The following is a 19278-nucleotide window of genomic DNA, read 5'->3' as shown; positions in this document are numbered from 1 at the left end:
GGGGCTCTTAGGGCTCACCACTCCTCGATGCGCGGGTCGGCCTCGCGTCGGCCCGGGAGGCGCCGGACACGGTTGGTCGAGGGCTCGAAGAGTGATGCGGAGTGCGATACGGGGGGCTCGGCCCCGCCGGCCCCGGCGCACTGTCGCGGGGTGGGGCGACTCCACTCCCCGTCGCCCAGGACCAGCAGGGGGTCGAACATCACCACCACTCCGGCCAGGATCAGGAAGGCGATCGGGCCGATGAGCATGGGGAGCAGGAGTGAGGTGGGCGAGTCGCCGACGTACGACCCACCGGTCGTGTTGTGGAGGTGGACTCCGACGGCGGCCATGCCGGTGTAGTGCATGCCGGACACGGCGATGCCCATGACCAGACTGGCTCCCAGGGCCGCGAGGAATCCCCGGATCGAGACGGCCGCCCACAGCGCGGCGGTCGCGGCGACGATCGCGATCACCACGGAGAGAGCGACCGTGACCATGTCGTACTGGATGTAGCCGTTCAGCTGGAGCGCCGCCATGCCCATGTAGTGCATGGCGGCCACGCCGAGACCGGTGACGATGCCCGCGGTGGCCAGGGTGGCGCCGTCGGCGCCGCGATACCCCACGGCGAAGACGCCTACGCCGACGACGACGATCGCCACGACGAGGCTCAGCACCGTCAGACGGACGTCGTACCGGGTGCGGCTCTCCTCGACCCGGAAGCCGATCATGGCGATGAAGTGCATCGTCCAGATGCCGCAGCCGATCGATGTCGCCCCGAGCGCGAGCCAGCCGGGTTTCCACGACTGCTCGTTGTGCACGGACCGGACGACACAACGCAGCCCCAGAGCGCTCCCCAGGCACGCGATGAGATAGGCCGCCACAGGAGTGACCGCGCCGTATCTGAATCCGTCGACAGTGCCCTGCATATGCCAACTCCCCCCAGAGTTATGGCTACTTGAGGGAGAAAGGTCTCGCGCCGGGGTTGCGTGAGCAATCCCCTACCGACGGTTTTCGAGTTAACTCTGTGATGCTTTTGGTTCACGCGGCGTCGTTCAGCAGACGGCAGAGGTGCTCGCGCCCGGCGCCCAGCAGCCCGGGAAGCGGCGCCGCCGCCTCGTACCACCGCTTCTCGTACTCCCAGCACAGCCAGCCGTCCCAGCCGTGGCGGGAGAGGACCTCGACGCACTCGGCGAGCGGCAGGACACCGGTGCCCAGCGGCAGCGGGGTCGTGTCCTCGGCGGATGCGATGTCCTTGACCTGTACGTATCCGAGGTACGGGGACAGCGCGGCATACGTCGACGACGGCTGCTCGCCGCCCAGCCAGGTGTGCATCACGTCCCAGAGCGAGCCCACGTGATGGTGGCCGACCAGGCCCAGGACCCTGATCGCGTCGGCGCCTGTGCGGTGCGAGTCGTGGGTCTCCAGCAGGATCCGTACGCCCAGGTCGGCGGCGTACTCGGCGGCCGTGCCGAGGCGGCGAGCGGCCGTCGCGTCGGCCTCTTCCGGGCTCTGGTCCGTGCCGGCGCCGGGGAAGACCCGTACGAACGGGGCGTCCACGTCGCGTGCGAGGTCCAGAAGCCGACGGATCTCGTCGATCACGGGCTCGTCGTCCCCCGGCGCCGCGACCCGCGCGTACCCCGCGAGCCCCAGCACCTCGATCCCGCCCGCCTTGAACTCCGCCGCCACGTCGGCCCGTTCGGCCGCACCGATGCCCGCGTGCACGGGCTCCTCCGGATGCGCCCGCAGCTCCACGCCGTGATAGCCGTGCGTGGCGGCGAGTCGTACGACGTCGGGGATGGGGAGCCCGGGCACACCGAGGGTGGAGAACGCCAGCTTCATGATCAGGGACCCTACTCGTCACTCGTGCGTGCCGTGCAGATCCAGCCGCCAGTCCTGGCCCACGAGATCCGCGCCGAAGGAGCGGTGCGGTTTCTCGGACACGAGGACGAAGCCGTGGCGCTGGTAGATACGGCGGGCGGCGGAGAGGACGTCGTTGGTCCACAGGACGAGGTCGCGATAGCCGACTCCGCGCGCGAAGTCGACGACGGCCTCGACGAGCCGGTCGCCGATGCCGAGCCCGCGCGCGTCCGGCTCGACAAGGAGCAGGCGGAGCCGGGCGGTGCCGGGCGCGTCGTCCCGTACGCACATCACGCACCCCACGGCCCGTCCGTCGAGCTCGGCGATCCACACCCGCTCCAGATGCGGATCGTGATCCTCGGCGAAGTCGGCGACGATCCTCGCGACCAGGCCCTCGTAGTCGGTGTTCCACCCGTACTCGGCCCCGTACAGCGCGGCGTTGCGCTGCACGATCCAGCCGAGGTCACCGGGGCCGGGCTCGCGCAGCACGACGTCCTCCGGGCGGGGGACCCGGCCGTCGCCCAGGATCGTCCGCACCGTGCGCATCGCCTCGGCGAGCCGCTCCCGGTCGGCGGGGGTCACGGAGGCGAGCAGCGAACCGACGGTTTCCCGGGCACGCTCGTCGAGCAGGTCGGCGGCGTCGCGGCCGCGCGCGGTGAGGGTGATCCGACGGCGGCGCGGGTCCTTCTCGGACGGGGCCCGCTCGACCAGCCCGTCCTGCTCGAACTTGTTGAGGATGCGGCTCAAGTAGCCCGAATCCAGCGAGAGTTCGGTACGCAGGTCGACCGCGTCCGTTCGCGGGGAGTGCGCGAGCTCGTAGAGGACGCGGGACTCCGTGAGCGTGTACGGGGCGTAGAGGTGACGGCCGTAGTCGAGCGCGCCGATGACGTTCGTGTAGAAGCGGTTGAAGGAGCGGATGTCCTGGACAGTCATGATCGGCCCCGGAAGGTCGGCTCTGATGGTCGGGGCTCCAGCTGGTCGGTCCGGAGGGTCGACCCGGATGGTTGACTCAGTCAGAGATACCGTTGCTCCGAGCATAGAACGGACACCAGCGCGCCGCCTACCCCTCTACGCCTCGTCGGCCGGCCGGTAGACACACACCTCCACCCCCGTCTTGCCGGCGACCGTGGAGACCCGTTCGAGCGGACGCTTCACGCCGTCCTCGGGGAAGATCGTCTTGCCGCCGCCGAGGATGACCGGCATCCGGATGAGCTGCAGCTCGTCGACCAGGCCCTCGCGCAGGAGGGTGCGCACGAGCGTGGGGCTGCCCATCATCGCCAGGTCGCCGCCGTCGGCCGCGCGCAGTTCCCGGACGCGGGCGACGGCCTCGTCGCCGGGGATGAGCGTGGTGTTGCTCCAGCTCGTCACGTCGCCTTCGCCGAGCGTCGTGGAGACCACGTACTTGGGGAGGGAGTTCATCAGGTCCGCGAACGGATCGCCCGCCCGCTCGGGCCAGGCCGCGGCCATCGTCTGCCAGGTACGCCGCCCGAACAGCAGCGCCTCGGCCCTGCCCAGACCGTCGGCGAAGGCACCGCCGACGACCTCCGGGTCGAAGTACGGGTGCGTCCAGCCGCCGTGCGCGAAGCCGCCGTCGGTGTCCTCCTGAGGGCCGCCGGGTGCCTGTACGACGCCGTCGATGCTGATGAATTCGCTGACCACGATGCGCATGGGAGGTGCTCCTGTTCGTCGCGCGGGCGATTACGGCAGAGAAGACCGGCGCAGGGTGCGGAAATCATCGCTCCCGCGTGCAGATCTTCCGTCCAGGTCTTCCGTCCAGGTCTTCCCTCTGGATCTTCCGTCTGGATCTTTCGCCCGGATTCTTTCGTCAGTCGTTGATGCCCAGCGGCGGCTGCCCCTTCGTCCAGATCGCCCGGATCGCGACCCGGCTGAAGCGCCAGCCGGCGGGGGTGCGGCGCAGGTCGGCCTCGTAGTGGCCGCCGACCGTGAACAACGGGTCGGCGTCCGCGCCACGCTCCCGGAGGGTGGCGTCGTGGTGGACGTGGGTCATCAGCGCGTTCCAGGAGGCGATGGCCCGTCCGGCCTCGGTGTCGACGTCGGTGAGGATCCCGGCGGCCATGTGCTGGGTACGGTCGTAACGCGCCAGCGCCTCCTCCGTGGCGCGGGCGGCGTCGGGGCCCTCGGTGGCGCCGAGGGGGGTCTCCATGCGTACGTCCTCGGTGACGAAGTCGAGGATCCAGGCTGCGGCGAACTTGCGCTCGTCGAGGGTGCGGAAGAGCTGGTGGATGAGGGTGCGGATCTCTGCGTGGGAGGTTTCCGCGGGCTGGGTCTGCGTGGTCATGGGCCGACCCTCGCAGCTCAAGCGGACTTGAGGTCAAGGGACGGGCGCAGTTCCCCGCGCCCCTTCACGGGGAACTGCGCAATCTTCTGGCGGGGTCTGGGGGCGGCAGCCCCCAGGGACGATGGGGGTCCCCCGCTCGAGCGAAGCCGAGAGCGGGGGGGGGGAGAGAGAGAGCAGGGGCGGAGGGGGCGAAGAAAACGTTTGGGCCCGTCGGCCCGGGGGTGCGCGGTCAGGCGCGCGGTCCCCCAGTGGACCCCCGCACCATCAACTCCCCCCGCACCGTGGCGATCCCGCCCGGCGGCGGCTCCTCGCGTCCCATGGCGATCCGCCCGGCGCGGGCGCCCGCCTCGGAGAGGGGTAGCCGCACCGTGGTGAGCGCGGGCACGGCGTCGATGCTGAAGGGCAGGTCGTCGAAGCCCGCGACGGAGACGTCGTCCGGGATGCGCAGGCCGGAGTCGCGCAGCGCGGCGCAGGCGCCGAGCGCCACCGTGTCGTTCGCGGCGACGACGGCCGTCAACGACGGGTCCCGGCGGAGGAGTTCGAGGGTCGCCTCGTAGCCGGAACGGCGGTCGTAGCGGCCGTACACGGTGTGCTGCGGATCGTCCTCGATGCCGTGCGCGGCCAGCGCGGCCCGGTGCCCCTCCAGCCGGTGCCGGGTCGTCGTCCGCTCCTCGGGTCCCGCGATGTAGCCGAGCCGCCGGTGTCCGAGCCCGATCAGATGCTCGGTGAGCTGCTGACCGCCCCCGCGGTTGTCGAAGGTGAGCGCGATCGCGTCGACGGCCTCGGGCGCGGGCGGCCGTCCGCACAGGACGACCCGGGTGCCCGCCTCGGCCAGCTTGCGCAGCTTCGCGGCGACGGCGGAGGCGTGCGAGGTGTCCTCGACGGCGCCGCCGGTCAGGACGACCGCGGCGGCGCGCTGGCGCTGAAGGAGCGTGAGGTAGGTGAGTTCACGCTCCGGGGAGCCGCCGGTGTTGCACACGACTCCGAGCCGTTCCCCGCCCGCGCGCCCCCCGGGGCCGCCGATCTCCGACTGGATCGCGGCCGCCATGATCCCGAAGAAGGGGTCGGCGATGTCGTTGACGAGGATCCCGACGAGGTCGGACGTCGCCGCGGCCAGCGAACTCGCGGGCCCGTTCAGTACATAGTCCAGCTCGTCCACCGCGCGCAGTACCCGCTCACGCGTGGACGCCGCGACGGGATAGTTCCCGTTCAGCACCCGGGACACGGTCGCGGGCGAGACCTGCGCACGCGCCGCCACGTCCGCCAGGGTCACGGTCATCTCGTCGTCCTCCGGTCACGCATCTCGTTGTCTCGTCCTCAAGGACGGCTGTCATACGTCCTCGAGCACGGCTGTCGTACATCCCCAAGGACGGCTGCCATACGTCCTCAAGCATGGCCGTCGTACGTCCTCGAGCTCGGCTGTCATATGCGGGTACATCCGACCGCGCGTACGCCCCCCGCGTCCAGCCGTCCGGAGGGTCGAACATCTCGTCGCCCGCATGGTCTTGTCCAATCGGCTGGACAGAGGCTAGCTTCTTCTTGGATAGAAAGCGCTTGCTGTCGCGCTCACCAGTGGAGCCTCACACTTACCGTGGGACTCACGCTCACCGTGGGGCGTACGCGGCGCGGAACCCGCGTACGAAGGGAATGACGTGACACGCAAGACGGTGCGTATCGCCATGAACGGCGTGACGGGACGCATGGGCTACCGCCAGCACCTCGTCCGCTCGATCCTCGCCCTGCGCGACCAGGGCGGCCTCGACCTGGGCGACGGCACCGTGCTGTGGCCCGAACCCGTCCTCGTGGGCCGCCGCGAGCACGCCCTGAAGGCGCTCGCCGAGCGGCACGGCCTGGAGCACTGGTCGACGGACGTGGACGCGGTCCTCGCCGACCCGAGCGTCGACCTCTACTTCGACGCGCAGGTCACCTCCGCCCGCGAGGAGGCGATCAAGAAGGCCATCGCCGCCGGCAAGCACGTCTACACCGAGAAGCCGACCGCGACCGGCCTCGACGGCGCCCTGGAGCTGGCCCGGCTCGCGCACGCCGCCGGCATCAAGCACGGCGTCGTCCAGGACAAGCTCTTCCTCCCCGGGCTGCTCAAGCTCAAGCGCCTCATCGACGGCGGCTTCTTCGGCCGGATCCTCTCCATCCGCGGGGAGTTCGGCTACTGGGTCTTCGAGGGCGACTGGCAGCAGGCCCAACGCCCCTCCTGGAACTACCGCGCCGAGGACGGCGGCGGCATCGTCGTCGACATGTTCCCGCACTGGGAGTACGTCCTGCACGAGCTGTTCGGCCGCGTCACCTCCGTCCAGGCGCTCACCGCCACCCACATCCCGCAGCGCTGGGACGAGCAGGACAAGCCGTACGACGCCACGGCCGACGACGCCGCGTACGGCATCTTCGAGCTGGAGGGCGGCGCCATCGCCCAGATCAACTCCTCCTGGGCCGTACGCGTCAACCGCGACGAGCTGGTCGAATTCCAGGTCGACGGCACGGAGGGCTCGGCCGTCGCCGGGCTGCGCAACTGCCGTGTCCAGCACCGCAGTTCCACGCCCAAGCCGGTCTGGAACCCGGACATCCCGGCCACCTATTCCTTCCGCGACCAGTGGCAGGAGGTCCCCGACAACGCCGAGTTCGACAACGGCTTCAAGGCCCAGTGGGAACTCTTCCTGCGCCACGTCTACGCCGACGCCCCCTACCACTGGGACCTCCTCGCCGGCGCCCGCGGCGTCCAGCTCGCCGAACTGGGCCTGAAGTCCTCGGCGGAGGGCCGCCGTCTCGACGTACCGGAGATCGCCCTGTGACCATCCAACTCCCGGACGCGACGGGCCGACTGCGGTCGTACGAGCCGCGCATCGCCCCGCTCGCCCTCACCACCGGCGCGCCCTTCACCTCCCGCACGGTCTTCTCGGCCGCGCACGTCGTCGCCGATCCGTACGCGGACGTCTCGCCCGACGCGCCCGCCGCCGTCGACTGGGACGCGACCCTCGCCTTCCGCCGCCACCTGTGGTCCCACGGGCTGGGCGTGGCCGAGGCCATGGACACCGCGCAGCGCGGGATGGGCCTGGACTGGGCGGGCGCGGCGGAGCTGATCCGCCGGTCCGCCGCCGAGGCGAAGGCGGTCGGCGGCCGCATCGCGTGCGGCGTCGGCACGGACCAGCTGGTGGGCCCGGCGTCCCTGGCGCAGGTCCGGGCCGCGTACGAGGAGCAGCTCGCCCTCGTCGAGGAGTCGGGCGCGCAGGCGATCCTCATGGCCTCGCGGGCCCTGACGGCGGCTGCCTCCGGCCCCGAGGACTACCTCGACGTCTACGGCCATCTGCTCCGCCAGGCCGCCGACCCGGTGATCCTGCACTGGCTGGGCCCGATGTTCGACCCGGCCCTCGAGGGCTACTGGGGGTCGAGCGACCTGGACGCGGCCACGGAGGTGTTCTTGCAGGTCATCGCCGCCCACCCGGACAAGGTCGACGGCATCAAGGTCTCCCTGCTGGACGCCCAGCGGGAGATCGACCTGCGCCGCAGGCTCCCGCACGGCGTGCGCTGCTACACGGGCGACGACTTCCACTACCCCGAGCTGATCGCGGGCGACGAGCAGGGCTTCAGCCACGCCCTGCTCGGCATCTTCGACCCGCTGGGCCCGCTGGCCGCGCAGGCGGTACGGGTCCTGGACACGGGCGACGCCAAGGGCTTTCGCGAACTCCTCGACCCCACGGTCGAGTTGTCCCGCCACCTCTTCCAGACCCCGACCCGCTTCTACAAGACGGGCGTCGTCCTCCTGGCCTGGCTGGCCGGACACCAGGAACACTTCACCATGGTCGGCGGGCTGCAGTCGGCCCGCTCGCTCCCGCACTTCGCACGTGCCTACGAACTGGCCGACGGCCTGGGCCTGTTCCCGAACCCGGAGCTGGCCGAAGCGCGCATGAAGACCCTGCTCGCCCTGTACGGAGTGACCCCATGAGTCTCGCCCGCTTCTCCATCAACCAGATGACGGTCAAGCAGCTGTCGATGCCCGAACTGGTCGAAGCCTGCCTGGAGTTGGGCGTACCGGGCGTCGGTCTCTGGCGCGAGCCCGTCCAGTCGTACGGCGTCGAGGCGACCGCCAAGCTGGTCCGCGACGCGGGCCTCGCGGTGACGACCCTGTGCCGGGGAGGCTTCTTCACGGCGATCGACCCGGCCGAGCGCGCCCGTGCCCTGGACGACAACCGGGCGGCGATCGACGAGGCGGCGACCCTCGGCACGGACACCCTGGTCCTGGTCTCGGGCGGTCTGCCGGCCGGCTCCAAGGACCTGCACGGCGCCCGGGAGCGCATCGCCGACGCACTGGCCGAGCTGGGCCCCTACGCGGCCGAGCGCGCCGTACGCCTGGCCATCGAACCCCTCCACCCCATGTACGCCGCCGACCGCTGCGTCGTATCGACCCTGGCCCAGGCCCTGGACCTCGCGGAACGCTTCCCCGCGGATCAGGTGGGCGTCACCGTCGACACGTACCACATCTGGTGGGACGACACGGCCCCCGCCCAGATCGCCCGCGCGGGCACCTCCGGCCGTATCCACACCTTCCAGCTGGCCGACTGGACCACCCCACTGCCCGAGGGCGTTCTCAACGGCCGCGGCCAGCTCGGCGACGGCTCCATCGACATGCGCGAGTGGCGCTCCTACGTGGAGGCGGCGGGCTACGACGGCCCGATCGAGGTCGAGCTCTTCAACGACGCGCTGTGGGCTCGGGACGGGCGGGAGGTTCTGGCGGAGACGGTGGACCGGTTCCTCGGACACGCCGCCTGAGGTCGGTGGCACGCCGTCGGAGGACCTGGGCACGCCGTCCGAGGGTCGGAAAAATTTCTCAGAAGACCGTGCAACCCTTCCCCCACCTCGCGGGTCGTACTTGGCATCAGGACTTCTGGAGGGGGATCTGGGGGGATCGCGGGGGTTCTGATACGGAGGGGAAAGCCGAGGGGCCCGGTCGACGGACCGGGCCCCTCGAAGTTTTTTGCAGGCCGTTCGGCGGCGGCTCAGAAGAACACTCCGCAGCGCAGCAGTACGTTCGCGTACGGCCGCGCCTCGCCGGTGCGGACGATCAGGCGCGCGTGTGCCGACAGCGCCTTCAGTTTCTCGTGCGGGACCAGCTCCAGGGTGGGGAAATGTCCCTCCAGCAGCGCCGTTGCCCGCGGGTTCGCGTCACGGACCTCGGTGGCGGCCGTCGCGCCCTCCACCACCAGTTCGTCCAGCAGCCCGTCGAGCACCTCGGCGAAGGACGGCACCCCGGCCCGGAAGGCCAGATCCACCACACGCGGCCCCGCCGGTATCGGCATCCCCGCGTCGCACACCAGGACCTCGTGCCCGTGCCCCAGTTCGGCGAGGGCGCCCGCGAGATGACGGTTCAGGATTCCGGCCTTCTTCACAGGGACACGACCGCCTCGGCGGTGGGGAAGGACTCCTGGGCGCCGGGGCGGGTGACGGCGGCGGCCCCGACCCGGGCGGCGTACGCGGCGGCGTCGGACAGGGACTCCGACCGCCCCAGCCGCCAGGCCAGCGCCGCCGTGAACGCGTCGCCCGCCCCTGTCGTGTCCACTGCCTCGACCTTCACCGACGGCACTCGGGCGACGCCGTCCGCGGAGGCCACGAGCGCGCCCTCCGCGCCGAGCGTGACGACCACCGAGCGCGGGCCGAGGGCCAGCAGGGCCGTCGCCCAGTCCTCGGGGGAGTCCCCGAGAGCCGTGCCGACGATCACTCGTGCCTCGTGCTCGTTCACGATCAGCGGGTCGCAGGCCGCGAGGACCTCGGCGGGCAGTGGGCGCGGCGGCGAGGGGTTCAGTACGAAGCGGCTGTCGGGAGCCAGATTCCGTACGACTTCCACGACCGTCTCCAGCGGGATCTCCAGCTGCGCCGAGACCACCCGGGAGGCCTGGAAGAGGCTTCCGGCGGCCCGCACGTCGTCCGGGGTGAGCCGGCCGTTGGCCCCCGGCGAGACCACGATGCTGTTGTCCCCGGACGGGTCCACCGTGATCAGCGCGACCCCGGTGGGCGCCCCGCCGACCAGCACGCCCACGGTGTCGACGCCGGCCTCCCGCTGCGAGTCGAGCAGCAGCCGGCCGTGCGCGTCGTCGCCGACCCGGGCCAGCAGGGCCGTACGGGCCCCGAGGCGGGCGGCGGCGACCGCCTGGTTGGCGCCCTTGCCGCCGGGGTGGACGGCGAGGTCGGAGCCGAGCACCGTCTCCCCGGCCGCGGGCCTCCGCTCGACCCCGATCACCAGGTCGGCGTTGGCCGATCCCACGACCAGAAGGTCGTAGTCGTACATGAACTGTCTCCCTGTATAGGTGAGTTGGTGCGCGGGTACGGGCGGATCCCGTCGGGATCCGCCCGTACCGCCTGCCGTCCGCCGGGCGGCGACGGTCAGCCGCCGAACCCGGCCACGTTCTCCTTGGTGACCACCTTCACCGGCACCTTCACCGTCTCCTGGACCTTCTTGCCCTCGGCGGCCTTCAGCGCGTTGTCCACCGCGATCCGGCCGAGCTCCTTGGGCTGCTGGGCGACGGACGCGTACAGGGTGCCCGCCTCAACCGCCTTCAGACCGTCGGGGGTGCCGTCGAAGCCGATGACGGAGACCGACTTGCCCGCCTTGGAGCCGAGCGCCTTGATCGCGCCGAGCGCCATCTCGTCGTTCTCGGCGAAGACGCCCTGGATGTCGGGGTGCGCCTGGAGCAGGTTCGTCATCACGTCGAGACCCTTGGTGCGGTCGAAGTCCGCGGGCTGCTGGGCGACGACCTGGATGCCGGGGTAGGCCTTCAGGCCCTCGGCGAAGCCCGCGCCGCGCTCGCGGCTCGCGGACGTACCGGCCAGGCCCTGCAGGATCACGATCTTGCCCTTGCCGCCCAGCTTCTCGGCGAGCGCCTTGGCGCCCAGCTCGCCGCCCGCGACGTTGTCGGAGGCGACGAGTGCGGCCGTGTCCGCCTTGTTCACCCCGCGGTCGACGCCGACGACGGGGATGTCGGCCTTGTTCGCCGCGCGGACCGCCGGGCCCGCCGCGTCCGAGTCCACCGGGTTGACGATGATCGAACCGAGGCCCGAGCTGGTGAAGTTCTGCAGCTGGTTGGCCTGCTGCGAGGCGTCGTTCTGCGCGTCGGTGACGGTCAGGTCCACGCCCAGCTTCTTGGCCTCCTGCTGAGCGCCCGCCTTGATCTGGACGAAGAAGGGGTTGTTCAGGGTCGACAGCGACAGGCCCACCTTCTGGGTCGTCGACGAGGACGAGCCGTTGTGCAGGAAGGACATCGCACCGACGACCGCCGCCGCGACCACGGCCGCGATGATGTACGTCGCCGCCTGCTTGCCCTTGCCGCCCGGCGCGCCGGCACCGGCGGCCACCGGGGTCGCCCCGGCCTTGCGCCGCACCGTGTCGAGCAGCACCGCCAGCGCGATCACGACACCGATGACGACCTGCTGCCAGAAGGCGGACACGGACAGGAGGTTGAGCCCGTTGCGCAGCACCGCCAGGATCAGCGCGCCGATCAGCGTCCCGGACGCCTTGCCCGTACCGCCCGCGAGCGAGGCGCCGCCGATGACGACCGCGGCGATCGCGTCGAGCTCGTAGCCCTGCGCGGCCTGCGGCTGCGCGGAGGAGAGCCGGGAGGCGAGCACGATGCCCGCGGCGGCCGCGAAGAGACCGGAGAGGGCGTAGATCGCGAGCTTCTGCTTCTTCACCCGCAGGCCCGACAGGCGCGCGGCCTCCTCGTTGCCGCCGATCGCGTACATGGAGCGGCCGATGTACGTGCGGCCCAGGATCACGGCCGTGATCAGGCCCATGACGACCATGACGAGGACAGGCACCGGCAGCCAGCCGCCGAGCGTGTCACCGAGGTGCGAGACCGAGTCGGGGAAGGCGATCGGGCTGCCCTGCGAGATCACCAGGGACAGGCCGCGGCCCACCGAGAGCATGGCGAGCGTCGCGATGAACGGCGGCAGCTTCCCGTAGGCGATCAGTACGCCGTTGACCAGGCCGCACGCCATGCCGGTGGCGACCGCGAGGATCATCGCGATCCAGACCGGCACACCTTCTGAAGTCGCCATCCAGGCAAGGACGGTGGCCGACAGCGCGGCGACCGAGCCGACCGACAGGTCGATGCCCGCCGAGACGATCACGAAGGTGACGCCGAAGGCGAGGATGGCGGTGACGGCCGCCTGGACGCCGATGTTGAGCAGGTTGTCCGTCGTCAGGAAGTCGCCGGAGAGTGCCGACATCGCGATGACGAGGGCGATGAGCGCGGTGAGCGCTCCGTTGTCGAGCAGGAGGCGGCGGACCGCCGAGGCGCCACTCGCGCCCGATGTGCGCAGATGCGTGTCAGTGGCCACCGAGGGCCTCCCTTTCAGTGTGCGTGCTGACGGCGAGGGCCATCACGGAGTCCTGTGTCGCCTCGTCGGCGGAGAGTTCGCCCGCGATCCGGCCCTGGGCCATCACCAGGACCCGGTCGCTCATGCCGAGCACCTCGGGCAGATCGCTGGAGATCATCAGGACGGCGGCACCGGCGGCCGTCAGTTCGTTGATCAGCTGGTAGATCTCGACCTTGGCGCCGACGTCGATGCCGCGGGTCGGCTCGTCGAGGATCAGCACCTTGGTGTCGGCGAGCAGCCACTTGCCGATGACGACCTTCTGCTGGTTGCCACCGGAGAGGGTGCGCACATGCTGGCCGAGGCCCGCCATCCGGACGCCGAGCTGCTCGGCGATCCGCGCGGCGGCCTCCCGCTGGCCCTTGAGGTCGACGAGCCCGCCGCGGGTGGCGGCGCGCATCGTGACCAGGCCGAGGTTCTCCTCGACGGAGGCGTCCAGGACGAGTCCCTGGCCCTTGCGGTCCTCGGGGACGAGCCCGATGCCGGCCTCCATGGCGGCGTTCACGTCGTGGCGGCGCAGCGCGGAGCCGGCGACCTTCACGGCGCCCTTGTCGTACGGATCGGCGCCGAAGACCGCGCGGACGACCTCGGTGCGTCCGGCTCCCACGAGACCCGCGATGCCGACGACCTCACCGGCCCGCACCTCGAAGCTCACATCGTGGAAGACACCGTCCTTGGTGAGCCCCTCGACGGTGAGCAACGCGGTCCCGGCATCCGCCCGTTCGCGCGGGTACTGCTGTTCGATGGACCGGCCCACCATGAGGCGTACGAGTTCGTCCTCGGGCGTGGACGCGGGGACCTGGCCGACGCTCTTGCCGTCCCGGATGACCGTGACCCGGTCTCCCAGGGCGGCGATTTCTTCCAGATGGTGCGTGATGAAGACGATGCCGACTCCCTCCTCGCGCAGCTGGCGCACGATGGTGAAGAGTTTTTCGACCTCTTCGGAGGTGAGCACCGCGGTCGGCTCGTCCATGATCAGGACGCGTGCGTTCAGGCTCAGCGCCTTCGCGATTTCGACCATCTGCAGGCGTGCGATTCCGAGTTCGCGCACCCGTGCGCGCGGGGACACGTTCACCCCGACCCGCTTCAGCAGCTCGGCGGCTTCGGCCTCCATCGTCCTGCGGTCGATCATCCCGAAGCGGCGCGGCTGCCGGCCCAGGAAGATGTTCTCGGCGACCGTGAGATCGGGGACGAGGTTGAACTCCTGGTAGATGGTCGCGATCCCGAGGCGCTCGGAGTCCTGCGCACCCTGGATACGGACCTCCTCGCCGTCGACGAGGACACGCCCGGCGTCGGGGTGGTAGGCGCCGGAGAGCATCTTGATCAGCGTGCTCTTGCCCGCGCCGTTCTCGCCGAGCAGTACGTGCACCTCGCCGCGGCGCAGATCGAAGTCCACGCTGTCGAGCGCGACCACGCCGGGGAAGGTTTTGCGTATGCCCTCGATGCGCAGCAACTCGTCCAGGTTGCTCACGGCTGGCTCCTGTTCGTTACGGGGGACTCGCCGCACGAGCGGCGTACGACGAGACGGGCGGGGAGGGTGACGGACTGCGGGGGCCGCCCCTCGATGCGGTCGACCAGGGCGCGTACGGCGGCCCGGCCCAGCTCGCCCGTCGGCTGGGCGATCGCCGTGATCGGCGGATCGGTGTGCACGAACCAGCGGATGTCGTCGAACGCGGCGAGTGCGATGTCGTCCGGAACACGCATCCCGCGCGCGCGGATCGCGTCCAGCGCGCCGAGCGCCATCAGATTGTCGGCGGCGAAGACGACCTCGGGCGGCTCGGCCAGGTCGAGGAACCCCTCGGTGACCCGGCGGCCGCTGTCGGCCTGGAAGTCGCCCTGGCCTATGTAGGCGTCCGGGAGGGGAATCCCGTACTCGGCCATGGCCTCCCGGAAGGCCTCGACACGCTCGCTGCCGGTCGTGGTGGCCGCCGGTCCCGCGATGATCGCGAGCCGCCGGTGCCCCAGCCCGTGCAGATGCGCCACGAGATCCCGTACGGCGGCCCGTCCGTCGGCTCGTACGACGGGCACGTCCACGCCCGGGATCCACCGGTCCACGAAGACCATCGGCGTCCCCGCGCGCGCGGCGTCCAGCATCCCGGGCGAGCCGCCGTCGGTGGGGGAGACAAGGAGGCCGTCGATGCGCCGGTCCAGCAGGGTCCGTACATGGTGGTCCTGCAGCTCGGGCCGCTCGTCGGCGTTGCCGATGATGACGCTGTAGCCGAGCGCGCGGGCCTCCTCCTCGACGGAGCGGGCCAGCTCGGTGAAGTACGGGTTGAGTACGTCGCTGATGACGAGGCCCAGGGTGCGGGTCTGGTCGGTGCGCAGGGAGCGGGCGACGGCGTTCGGGCGGTAGCCCAGGGTCTGTACGGCGGCCAGCACCCGGGTGCGTGCGTCCGCGCTGACCGACGGATGGTCGTTCAGGACCCGCGAGACCGTGGCGACGGATACGCCGGCCTCGGCGGCAACGTCCTTGATGCTCGCCATCGCCGCTCCACCTCCTCGTGGAATCGATTACACGAGGGATTGGAATCGATTACACGAGAGTTGACAAGACCCCGAGACCGGATCGTGATGAAGTCCTCCCCAGCGTCGGCGCGATGTCGGAGGCGGGCGGTAGCGTCGGATCATGTCCAATCAGGCGGGGAACCGGCAGGTGCACCTGGCGGTTGTGGAGGGCGTACTCGAGCGGATCACGTACGCCAATGAGGAGAACGGGTACACGGTCGCCCGGGTGGACACCGGCCGAGGCGCCGCCGACCTGCTCACGGTCGTGGGCTCACTTCTCGGTGCCCAGGTGGGGGAGTCGCTCCGCATGGAGGGTCGCTGGGGCTCCCACCCGCAGTACGGCAAGCAGTTCACCGTGGAGAACTACACGACGGTCCTCCCGGCCACCGTCCAGGGCATCCGCCGCTATCTCGGCTCCGGCCTGGTCAAGGGAATCGGCCCGGTCTTCGCCGACCGCATCACCCAGCACTTCGGCCTCGACACCCTCCAGATCATCGAGGAGGAGCCGAAGCGGCTGATCGAGGTGCCGGGCCTCGGCCCCAAGCGCACCAAGAAGATCGCCGACGCCTGGGAGGAGCAGAAGGCGATCAAGGAGGTCATGCTCTTCCTCCAGACCGTCGAGGTGTCCACGTCCATCGCGGTCCGCATCTACAAGAAGTACGGCGACGCGTCGATCTCGGTCGTCAAGAACCAGCCCTACCGCCTCGCGGCCGACGTCTGGGGCATCGGCTTCCTCACCGCCGACAAGATCGCCCAGTCCGTCGGCATCCCGCACGACAGCCCGGAGCGCGTCAAAGCCGGTCTTCAGTACGCGCTTTCGCAGTCCACCGACCAGGGCCACTGCTATCTCCCCGAGGAGCAGCTGATCGCCGACGCGGTGAAGCTGCTCCAGGTCGACACGGGCCTGGTCATCGAGTGCCTGGCCGAGCTGGCGGCGCCGGCCGAGGAGGGCGAGGACCCCGGTGTCGTACGGGAGAAGGTCCCGGGCCCCGACGGCGGCGCCCCGGTGACGGCCGTCTACCTGGTCCCCTTCCACCGCGCCGAACTCTCCCTGTCCGCCCAGCTGTTGCGCCTCCTGCGCAGCGACCGGGACCGGATGCCCGGCTTCCACGACGTGGCCTGGGACAAGGCGCTGGCCTGGCTGAAGGGGCGTACGGGCGCGGAGTTGGCGCCCGGGCAGGAGGAGGCCGTCCGGCTCGCGCTCACCAAGAAGGTCGCCGTGCTCACCGGAGGTCCCGGCTGCGGCAAGTCGTTCACGGTCCGCTCGATCGTGGAACTGGCGCGTGCCAAGCGGGCGAAGGTCGTCCTGGCCGCCCCCACGGGCCGCGCCGCCAAGCGTCTCGCCGAGCTGACCGGCGCCGAGGCCTCCACCGTGCACCGGCTCCTGGAGCTCAAGCCGGGCGGTGACGCGGCGTACGACAAGGACCGGCCGCTGGACGCCGACCTGGTGGTCGTGGACGAGGCCTCCATGCTCGACCTCCTGCTCGCCAACAAGCTGGTCAAGGCGGTGGCTCCGGGCGCCCATCTGCTGTTCGTGGGAGACGTCGACCAACTCCCCAGCGTCGGCGCGGGCGAGGTCCTCAGGGACCTGCTCGCCGACGGGGGCCCCATCCCCTCCGTCCGCCTCACCCAGATCTTCCGCCAGGCCCAGCAGTCCGGGGTGGTGACGAACGCGCACCGGATCAACTCCGGGCAGCACCCGGTCACCGACGGCATGAAGGACTTCTTCCTCTTCGTCGAGGACGACACCGAGGAGGCGGGCCGGCTCACGGTGGACGTGGCGACGCGACGGATTCCGGCCAGGTTCGGCCTCGACCCGCGCCGGGACGTACAGGTCCTGGCCCCCATGCACCGGGGCCCGGCCGGCGCGGGCAACCTCAACGGCCTGCTCCAGCAGGCCATCACACCCGGCCGCCCGGACCTCGCCGAGAAGCGCTTCGGCGGCCGCGTCTTCCGGGTCGGCGACAAGGTCACCCAGATTCGCAACAATTACGAGAAGGGCAAGAACGGTGTCTTCAACGGCACCGTGGGCGTTGTCACCTCGCTCGACCCGGACGAACAGCGCCTGACGGTGCTGACGGACGAGGACGAGGAGGTGCCGTACGACTTCGACGAACTCGACGAGCTGGCCCACGCGTACGCGGTGACCATCCACCGCTCCCAGGGCAGCGAGTACCCGGCGGTGGTGATCCCGGTCACCACGAGTGCGTGGATGATGCTCCAGCGCAATCTGCTCTATACGGCGGTCACTCGCGCCAAGAAGCTGGTCGTCCTCGTGGGCTCCCGCAAGGCGATAGGCCAGGCGGTGCGCACGGTCTCGGCCGGACGACGCTGCACGGCCCTGGACTTCCGGCTCGCACCCCGCCCTCTGGAGGGCTGACGCCCGGTCTCCCGGTGGGCTGACAACGGCCTTGAATCGGCGGCTCGGAGGCCCGCTCGGGCAGGCATCACAAAAAATGATCGATCAAACGAGTCGCAAAGGTCACAGAGCACTTCCGGAACCAGGGCGAAGGGGGGCAGGATGAGCAGGTTGGCGGCACTGAGTGCCGCCGATAGGCCCAATGGTCGACCCCGAGTGCACTCTCCAGGGCCAAATGGGGGATGGTAGAGACAGTCAGGGCACCTCGAAGAAGAGGCACAACGTCGGTGAGGGATGACGTGAGCGACAACTCTGTAGTACTGCGGTACGGCGATGGCGAGTACACCTACCCGGTGATCGACAGCACCGTCGGCGACAAGGGCTTCGACATCGGGAAGCTCCGCGCCCAGACCGGGCTGGTGACTCTCGACAGCGGGTATGGCAACACCGCCGCCTATAAATCCGCTATCACCTACCTCGATGGCGAGCAGGGCATCCTCCGGTACCGCGGCTACCCGATCGAGCAGCTGGCCGAGCGCTCCACCTTCCTCGAGGTGGCCTCCCTGCTGATCAACGGTGAGCTGCCGACCGTCGACGAGCTCTCCACCTTCAAGAACGAGATCACGCAGCACACCCTGCTGCACGAGGACGTCAAGCGCTTCTTCCAGGGCTTCCCGCGCGACGCCCACCCGATGGCGATGCTGTCGTCGGTGGTCAGCGCCCTGTCGACGTTCTACCAGGACAGCCACAACCCGTTCGACGAGAAGCAGCGTCACCTCTCCACGATCCGCCTTCTCGCCAAGCTTCCGACGATCGCGGCGTACGCCTACAAGAAGTCGATCGGTCACCCCTTCGTCTACCCGCGCAACGACCTCGGGTACGTCGAGAACTTCCTGCGCATGACCTTCTCGGTCCCCGCCCAGGAGTACGAGCTGGACCCGGTCGTCGTCTCCGCGCTCGACAAGCTGCTGATCCTGCACGCGGACCACGAGCAGAACTGTTCGACCTCCACCGTGCGCCTGGTGGGCTCCTCTCAGGCGAACATGTTCGCCTCGATCTCCGCCGGCATCTCCGCCCTCTGGGGCCCGCTGCACGGTGGCGCCAACCAGTCCGTCCTGGAGATGCTCGAGGGCATCCAGGCCAACGGCGGCGATGTCGACTCCTTCATCCGCAAGGTGAAGAACAAGGAGGACGGCGTCCGCCTGATGGGCTTCGGCCACCGGGTGTACAAGTCCTTCGACCCGCGCGCCAAGATCATCAAGGCTGCCGCGCACGACGTCCTCTCGGCGCTCGGCAAGTCCGACGAGCTGCTGGACATCGCGCTCAAGCTGGAGGAGCACGCGCTCTCCGACGACTACTTCGTCTCGCGCAATCTCTACCCCAACGTCGACTTCTACACCGGCCTCATCTACCGGGCCATGGGCTTCCCGACCGAGATGTTCACCGTCCTCTTCGCCCTCGGCCGCCTGCCGGGCTGGATCGCCCAGTGGCACGAGATGATCAAGGAGCCCGGCTCCCGCATCGGCCGCCCGCGCCAGATCTACACGGGCGAGGTCCTGCGCGACTTCGTGCCGGTCGAGGCCCGCTGAGCCCGAGAGTTCGCTGACGTCTCCGTACGCGTGCAGTCGTACGGAGACGTCGCTGCGTAGCGGTACAGAAGCGGCCTGGTCGTACGAAAACGGAAAGCGCCCCGCTACCGGTCCCCCCACGGGCCGGCAGTCGGGGCGCTTTCCTTGTCCCGGTACGGATTCCCCCCACGGGATCCGGCCGGGCGTCTGTGGACAGCGCCTGAATCGCTGCGAACTGTCTGCGAGCCAAACGAGCAAAACTCGCGGTACTGCGGTGCGATCTGCCGGGACGCGCACGGATCGGGAGGGCCGCTCAAAGCTCCCCGGTGTACGTG

Annotated in this window: 16 protein-coding genes; 5 read left to right on the top strand and 11 right to left on the bottom strand. The window is 70.2% G+C overall.

Annotated features, from left to right (window positions below; translation table 11 throughout):
* Nucleotides 1–14 precede the first annotated feature (14 nt).
* The 6 genes from AB5J53_RS18380 to AB5J53_RS18355 form a co-directional block, all read right to left on the bottom strand.
* A complete protein-coding gene (locus AB5J53_RS18380; RefSeq protein ID WP_369246747.1) occupies nucleotides 15–905 on the bottom strand; it encodes an MHYT domain-containing protein in 891 nt (296 codons plus the stop codon).
* Nucleotides 906–1017: 112 nt separating this feature from the next.
* On the bottom strand, nucleotides 1018–1818 hold the full coding sequence (locus tag AB5J53_RS18375; protein WP_369246746.1) for a sugar phosphate isomerase/epimerase family protein: 801 nt from the start codon (nucleotides 1816–1818) through the stop codon (nucleotides 1018–1020).
* A gap of 18 nt (nucleotides 1819–1836) precedes the next feature.
* A complete protein-coding gene (locus AB5J53_RS18370; RefSeq protein WP_369246745.1) occupies nucleotides 1837–2769 on the bottom strand; it encodes a GNAT family N-acetyltransferase in 933 nt (310 codons plus the stop codon).
* 135 nt (nucleotides 2770–2904) lie between these two features.
* Nucleotides 2905–3504 carry a dihydrofolate reductase family protein gene (locus AB5J53_RS18365; RefSeq protein WP_369246744.1) on the bottom strand — a complete coding sequence of 200 codons (600 nt, stop codon included), beginning with the start codon at nucleotides 3502–3504 and terminating at the stop codon, nucleotides 2905–2907.
* Nucleotides 3505–3661: 157 nt separating this feature from the next.
* Nucleotides 3662–4135, bottom strand: coding sequence for a nuclear transport factor 2 family protein (locus tag AB5J53_RS18360; protein ID WP_369246743.1), 474 nt, complete (start codon nucleotides 4133–4135; stop codon nucleotides 3662–3664).
* 229 nt (nucleotides 4136–4364) lie between these two features.
* Nucleotides 4365–5414 (bottom strand): LacI family DNA-binding transcriptional regulator, encoded by a 1050-nt coding sequence (locus AB5J53_RS18355; protein ID WP_369246742.1) that lies wholly within the window; start codon nucleotides 5412–5414, stop codon nucleotides 4365–4367.
* A 373-nt stretch (nucleotides 5415–5787) separates the two neighbouring features.
* On the opposite strand from AB5J53_RS18355, the gene AB5J53_RS18350 reads away from it, so the two are divergent.
* The 3 genes from AB5J53_RS18350 to AB5J53_RS18340 are packed head-to-tail and all read left to right on the top strand — an operon-like array spanning nucleotide 5788 to nucleotide 8914.
* On the top strand, nucleotides 5788–6939 hold the full coding sequence (locus AB5J53_RS18350) for a Gfo/Idh/MocA family protein (RefSeq protein WP_369246741.1): 1152 nt from the start codon (nucleotides 5788–5790) through the stop codon (nucleotides 6937–6939).
* Nucleotides 6936–8090 (top strand): dihydrodipicolinate synthase family protein, encoded by a 1155-nt coding sequence (locus AB5J53_RS18345; RefSeq protein WP_369246740.1) that lies wholly within the window; start codon nucleotides 6936–6938, stop codon nucleotides 8088–8090. The genes AB5J53_RS18350 and AB5J53_RS18345 overlap by 4 nt, the downstream gene beginning before the upstream one ends.
* A complete protein-coding gene (locus AB5J53_RS18340) occupies nucleotides 8087–8914 on the top strand; it encodes a sugar phosphate isomerase/epimerase family protein (RefSeq protein ID WP_369246739.1) in 828 nt (275 codons plus the stop codon). Before AB5J53_RS18345 ends, AB5J53_RS18340 begins: the two co-directional genes overlap by 4 nt.
* Before the next feature lie 227 nt (nucleotides 8915–9141).
* On the opposite strand, the gene rbsD is transcribed toward AB5J53_RS18340, so the two are convergent.
* From rbsD to AB5J53_RS18315, 5 genes are all read right to left on the bottom strand, one after another.
* Nucleotides 9142–9531, bottom strand: coding sequence for a D-ribose pyranase (gene rbsD, locus AB5J53_RS18335; RefSeq protein ID WP_369246738.1), 390 nt, complete (start codon nucleotides 9529–9531; stop codon nucleotides 9142–9144).
* Nucleotides 9528–10427, bottom strand: a complete 900-nt coding sequence (locus AB5J53_RS18330) for a ribokinase (RefSeq protein ID WP_369246737.1) — start codon at nucleotides 10425–10427, stop codon at nucleotides 9528–9530. Before AB5J53_RS18330 ends, rbsD begins: the two co-directional genes overlap by 4 nt.
* Nucleotides 10428–10522: 95 nt before the next feature.
* Nucleotides 10523–12475 carry a substrate-binding domain-containing protein gene (locus AB5J53_RS18325; RefSeq protein ID WP_369246736.1) on the bottom strand — a complete coding sequence of 651 codons (1953 nt, stop codon included), beginning with the start codon at nucleotides 12473–12475 and terminating at the stop codon, nucleotides 10523–10525.
* Nucleotides 12465–13982: a sugar ABC transporter ATP-binding protein gene (locus AB5J53_RS18320; protein WP_369246735.1), complete on the bottom strand. Its 1518-nt coding sequence runs from the start codon at nucleotides 13980–13982 to the stop codon at nucleotides 12465–12467. The genes AB5J53_RS18325 and AB5J53_RS18320 overlap by 11 nt, the downstream gene beginning before the upstream one ends.
* A complete protein-coding gene (locus AB5J53_RS18315; protein WP_369246734.1) occupies nucleotides 13979–14995 on the bottom strand; it encodes a LacI family DNA-binding transcriptional regulator in 1017 nt (338 codons plus the stop codon). The genes AB5J53_RS18320 and AB5J53_RS18315 overlap by 4 nt, the downstream gene beginning before the upstream one ends.
* Before the next feature lie 142 nt (nucleotides 14996–15137).
* Here AB5J53_RS18315 and AB5J53_RS18310 point away from each other — a divergent pair, with 142 nt between their 5' ends.
* A complete protein-coding gene (locus tag AB5J53_RS18310) occupies nucleotides 15138–17396 on the top strand; it encodes an ATP-dependent RecD-like DNA helicase (protein ID WP_369246733.1) in 2259 nt (752 codons plus the stop codon).
* Nucleotides 17397–17674: 278 nt separating this feature from the next.
* The gene (locus tag AB5J53_RS18305) at nucleotides 17675–18964 is read left to right on the top strand and encodes a citrate synthase (RefSeq protein WP_369246732.1); all 1290 of its coding nucleotides are present in this window, start codon (nucleotides 17675–17677) and stop codon (nucleotides 18962–18964) included.
* The last annotated feature ends 314 nt before the right edge of the window (nucleotides 18965–19278 follow it).

Source organism: Streptomyces sp. R41 (assembly GCF_041053055.1).
Classification (GTDB): domain Bacteria; phylum Actinomycetota; class Actinomycetes; order Streptomycetales; family Streptomycetaceae; genus Streptomyces.
Note: the sequence above shows the minus strand (reverse complement) of the source record. Positions and strands in the feature narration are given on the sequence as shown.

What these genes read in the sequence shown, in the direction of transcription:
- AB5J53_RS18380 (WP_369246747.1), bottom strand. Translation starts at nt 905, where the DNA reads ATGCAGGGCACTGTCGACGGATTCAGATACGGCGCGGTCACTCCTGTG.
- AB5J53_RS18360 (WP_369246743.1), bottom strand. Translation starts at nt 4,135, where the DNA reads ATGACCACGCAGACCCAGCCCGCGGAAACCTCCCACGCAGAGATCCGC.
- AB5J53_RS18315 (WP_369246734.1), bottom strand. Translation starts at nt 14,995, where the DNA reads ATGGCGAGCATCAAGGACGTTGCCGCCGAGGCCGGCGTATCCGTCGCC.
- AB5J53_RS18365 (WP_369246744.1), bottom strand. Translation starts at nt 3,504, where the DNA reads ATGCGCATCGTGGTCAGCGAATTCATCAGCATCGACGGCGTCGTACAG.
- AB5J53_RS18340 (WP_369246739.1), top strand. Translation starts at nt 8,087, where the DNA reads ATGAGTCTCGCCCGCTTCTCCATCAACCAGATGACGGTCAAGCAGCTG.
- AB5J53_RS18375 (WP_369246746.1), bottom strand. Translation starts at nt 1,818, where the DNA reads ATGAAGCTGGCGTTCTCCACCCTCGGTGTGCCCGGGCTCCCCATCCCC.
- AB5J53_RS18330 (WP_369246737.1), bottom strand. Translation starts at nt 10,427, where the DNA reads ATGTACGACTACGACCTTCTGGTCGTGGGATCGGCCAACGCCGACCTG.
- AB5J53_RS18355 (WP_369246742.1), bottom strand. Translation starts at nt 5,414, where the DNA reads ATGACCGTGACCCTGGCGGACGTGGCGGCGCGTGCGCAGGTCTCGCCC.
- AB5J53_RS18310 (WP_369246733.1), top strand. Translation starts at nt 15,138, where the DNA reads ATGTCCAATCAGGCGGGGAACCGGCAGGTGCACCTGGCGGTTGTGGAG.
- AB5J53_RS18370 (WP_369246745.1), bottom strand. Translation starts at nt 2,769, where the DNA reads ATGACTGTCCAGGACATCCGCTCCTTCAACCGCTTCTACACGAACGTC.